The following is a 3,822-nucleotide window of genomic DNA, read 5'->3' as shown; positions in this document are numbered from 1 at the left end:
GATAACGTGTCGCCGCCGCCGGACAGCAACGCCGACAGCCCTGAAGCGGCGCTGATCGCCAAGGCGAATTCGGCAGCCGTGGAAGCAGCGATCGCAAGGCTGCCTGAAGCGTTTCGCGAAACGCTGGTGCTGCGCGACATAAACGGCCTCAGCTATCGCGAGATCGCGGCCATGCTCGGCGTGCCGCAAGGCACGGTGATGTCGCGACTGGCGCGGGCGCGCAGCCTGCTGATGACGGATATTGGAGGGCGCCACCATGAGCCCGCATGAAAATCGCCCGCGTGAGGACGGATTGCCGGAAGACCCGCAGGATATGAAGCTGATGATCCATGCCCTTGTCGATGGCGAGCTCGACGCCGCCGCGGCACTTGCCGTCGAGCGGCGCATCGCCGCCGATCCGGAGCTGGCGGCCGAACATGCGCGCATCCTCGCGCTGCGCATGGCTGTCGCCGGCGTGCCGCGCCCGGCAGTCAGCGACGACTTCCTGGCGCGCATCGCGGCGATCGCTGAGGTGAAAGGTTCCGGCGAAGTTGAGGCTGCGCCGGCCGACGCTGTGAAAGCGGAGCCGTCCGCTCGGCCGCAACAGCAACAAGGCAAAGTCATCGAGATGCGGCCGACGGCGCGCAGCCTGGCGCGCCGCTTCAGTTCCTTCGACTGGCGCCAGATGGCGGCCTCGATCGTGCTGACGGCTTTTCTCGCCAGCGGCGCGACGCAGTGGCTGATGGTGGAAAATGCGCCCGACAGCTTTGCGGTCGCCGTCGCCAACGGCCATCGCCGCAGCCTGCTCGCCGCAACCCCGGTCGACATCGTGTCTTCCGACCGCCATACGGTGAAGCCGTGGCTCGACGGCCGGATCGGCGTGTCGCCGCCGGCGCCCGACATGGCCAAGGACGGCTACGCGCTGCTTGGCGGACGCGTCGAGGTGATCGGTGACAGGCCGATGCCGGCGCTGGTCTATCGCCACCATGAGCATCTGATCACCCTGGTGGCGGCACCACAGCAGACCGGAGGCGCATCCGTGCCGGTGGCGGACGATCTCTCGGCGGGCGGCTTCCTCTTGGTCCACTGGACCGACGGCGCCTTCTCCTACTGGGCGATCTCGGATGCCGAGCGGCCGGCGCTCGACGATTTCGTCGCCCGCTTCCGGGCGGCGGCCGCAGCCAATCCGGCGGCCGGCAGCCGGGGGTGAATACAGGCCCCGTCAGGAACGGGACCAACCAAAGCTTCGCAAATTTGCAACTAGAGCGGTTCACCGTTTCACGGAAACGGCGACCCGCTCTATCTCCTTGTTTTGACGCAATTCCGGACGGAAAACCGTTACACACTTTTCCTGGAACCGCTCTGGCTGTTGAGCCTCAACAGCTAGAGCGGTTCATCCCAAAACAGAAGAATCCACCAGGATCCGGCCCGCGCCGATGAGTTCGAGGCAGTAAGGCACTGCGGGAAAGACAGCGTCGAGGCACACGTCGATGGAGGACGGTTTTCCGGGCAGGTTTATGACCAGCGATCGGCCGCGCACGCCTGCGGTCTGACGTGAAAGGATGGCCGTGCGTACATGCAGCAGGCTTGCCTGCCGCATGAGCTCGCCGAAACCGGGCAACTCCTTGGTAATGACCTGCCGCATGGCTTCCGGCGTGAGGTCCCTCGGGGAGGGACCGGTTCCGCCTGTTGTCAGGATCAGGTCGGCGCCTGCCTGGTCGCAAAGCTCGATGAGCACGTCGCGGACGCTCTCCAGGCCGTCGGGGACGATGCGGCGGACAAAATCGCAGGGCTCCGCCAGGACACCACGGAGCCAGCGCTCGATTGCCGGTCCGCCAAGATCGTCGTACTCGCCGCGGCTTGCACGGTCGGAGATGGTCACGATCGCAATCCGGGTCATTGCCGTCAGGCCGTCGCGGTTGCCTGCCAACCGGGCCTGGCATGGGCGTACCCGTCGACCAGGATGCCAGGCAGATCGAGGCACGAAAGGGCGAAGCGGGCATCCTTCGGCTCCTCTTTGCCGTCGGCCAGCCGTCTATATATCCTCGCTACCTCCACCATGTCGCATGTCTGGGGGGACAAACGCAGGCGCCTGATGCCCTTGGCGGCGAGTGCGGCGGGGGTGGGGCAGAAAGCCTGCACCTGATTGGAAAGGGTCTGTACGCCGTTGATGGCGAGGAATTGCTGGTCGTCGAGCGTATCGACGGAGAGACCATCGGGATCCTTTTCGCAGGTGAACTGGCATGAATCCTTATGAAGGCCGTGGATCCGAGCGTGATAACACCGTCCGGAAAGGGCGAGCGGCAACCGCCCGAACGCAAAGATCTCGAACTCAGCCTCCGGACATTTCAAGGACATGACGCCGATCGCTGCAAACGACAATTCCACGGGCGGGCATATTGTCTGCGCGCCGAGCTGGATCAGGAATTTCGCGGAAGCCTCGTTGTAGACGTTCAGGAACGGACCCGTGACGAAGGGTTTGCCGGAGCGTGACGGCAGGCCGGACACGTCGTTGATCTCGACCAGCCTGTCCTCTCCGCAAAGATCCTCGACGCTTCTGCGTTCCCGCACGGTTGCCGGCGCCGCCAGTGTGGACAGCACCACCTGTTTGCCTCCACGCTCAAGCCGTTCGATGATCGCCGGCCATGCGGGATCCGAAAACGGCATCCGCTTGCCGCAGACGACTTCACCGACGTGAACGCGCTCGATCGGGGCCTCGTCCGCTATCCTGCGGTAGAAATCCAGGAGACGGTCGGGGGGCCAGTGGAAGAAGACCGGTCCAAGCGTCAGCGCGATTTCGGACACCGGCTATCTCCATTTCTTCTCGTAGGCTCCCGCGGTCTGCCGAGCCCCTTCCGACTGGCCAGCGAGAAGCCGATCGATGTCGACCGCGTCGCCGCCCTTTTCGACCGCGTCGACGGCCTTTCTGAAGGCGCGCACGACCTCGCTTACATAGCCTTTGCCGCGCTGGCGCCCTTCGATTTTCAGCGCAGTCACCCCGGCGGCCTTCAAGCCTGAAATCATGCCGCCGGCGTTCAGGCTGACGGGATCCTCGAACAGATGGGACGTCTTGCCGTCGGCTTTGAATTTGCCCTTGCAGAGAGTGGGATAACCCACCGGCTGGCCGCGCTCATATCGATCGATCGTGAAGCCCGACAGCCGCGCCGTTGTGCCGCTCGGCTCTTCGTCATAGCTCACCATCTCGGGTGGCGAGCAGACACCGTTGAGATTCGGCGATTTGCCCGTCGCATATGAAGAGAGATAGCAGCGACCCTCGATCATCACGCAAAGACCGCCAAAAACGAAGGCTTCGGTTTCGACGTCGATCGCGCGGTTCAGCGCGGCTATCTCCTGGAGTGACAGAACCCTTGGAAGCACGACGCGGCGAATGCCGAACTGAGCCGCATAGAAGCCGATCGCTTCCGGCGTCGCCGCGGCAGCCTGCACCGACAGATGAAGACGGATTTGCTTGTGGTTCCTTGCCACATGATCGAGGACGGCGAAGTCGGCGGCTATGATGGCATCCGCGCCGCTTTCGGCGGCCATGTCCGCTGCCTTCTTCCAGGTGTCGACATCGTCGACGCGCGCGAAGGTATTGATCGCGACCAGAACCTTGCTGCCATGGTCGTGGGCGAAGCGCACGCCCTCGGCGAGTTCGTTCCGAGAGAAGTTGAGCCCGGGAAAATTGCGGGCGTTGGTTTCATCGCGAAATCCGCAATAAACCGCATCCGCGCCCGCCTGGACGGCTGCTCTCAACGTCGCGGGAGTTCCCGCCGGACAGACAAGTTCCATGCGTGTCGTCATGTTTCCCGCGCCTCTCTGGCGCTGTTGTCGGCCAATCGG

5 protein-coding genes are annotated in these 3,822 nt (G+C 64.1%); 2 read left to right on the top strand and 3 right to left on the bottom strand.

Features of this window, described 5'->3' with window-relative positions:
• Together EOA38_RS30260 and EOA38_RS30255 are read left to right on the top strand one after the other, a co-directional pair.
• On the top strand, positions 1 to 270 hold a 270-nt coding region (locus EOA38_RS30260), incomplete at its 5' end, for a sigma-70 family RNA polymerase sigma factor (protein ID WP_127300957.1).
• A complete protein-coding gene (locus tag EOA38_RS30255; RefSeq protein WP_126091619.1) occupies positions 257 to 1,189 on the top strand; it encodes an anti-sigma factor in 933 nt (310 codons plus the stop codon). The genes EOA38_RS30260 and EOA38_RS30255, both read left to right, overlap by 14 nt.
• A 183-nt stretch (positions 1,190 to 1,372) precedes the next feature.
• On the opposite strand, the gene mog is transcribed toward EOA38_RS30255, so the two are convergent.
• From mog to EOA38_RS30240, 3 genes are read right to left on the bottom strand one after another with little or no spacing between them, the layout of a single operon-like run.
• On the bottom strand, positions 1,373 to 1,879 hold the full coding sequence (gene mog, locus EOA38_RS30250) for a molybdopterin adenylyltransferase (protein ID WP_126095720.1): 507 nt from the start codon (positions 1,877 to 1,879) through the stop codon (positions 1,373 to 1,375).
• Positions 1,880 to 1,884: 5 nt separating this feature from the next.
• Positions 1,885 to 2,784 carry a U32 family peptidase gene (locus EOA38_RS30245; protein WP_126091620.1) on the bottom strand — a complete coding sequence of 300 codons (900 nt, stop codon included), beginning with the start codon at positions 2,782 to 2,784 and terminating at the stop codon, positions 1,885 to 1,887.
• Between the two features lie 3 nt (positions 2,785 to 2,787).
• The gene (locus EOA38_RS30240) at positions 2,788 to 3,771 is read right to left on the bottom strand and encodes a peptidase U32 family protein (RefSeq protein ID WP_126095721.1); all 984 of its coding nucleotides are present in this window, start codon (positions 3,769 to 3,771) and stop codon (positions 2,788 to 2,790) included.
• Between the last annotated feature and the right edge of the window lie 51 nt (positions 3,772 to 3,822).

The sequence above is a fragment of the Mesorhizobium sp. M1E.F.Ca.ET.041.01.1.1 genome (assembly GCF_003997355.1).
Lineage (GTDB): Bacteria > Pseudomonadota > Alphaproteobacteria > Rhizobiales > Rhizobiaceae > Mesorhizobium.
This window is presented reverse-complemented; position numbering and strand designations above follow the sequence as displayed.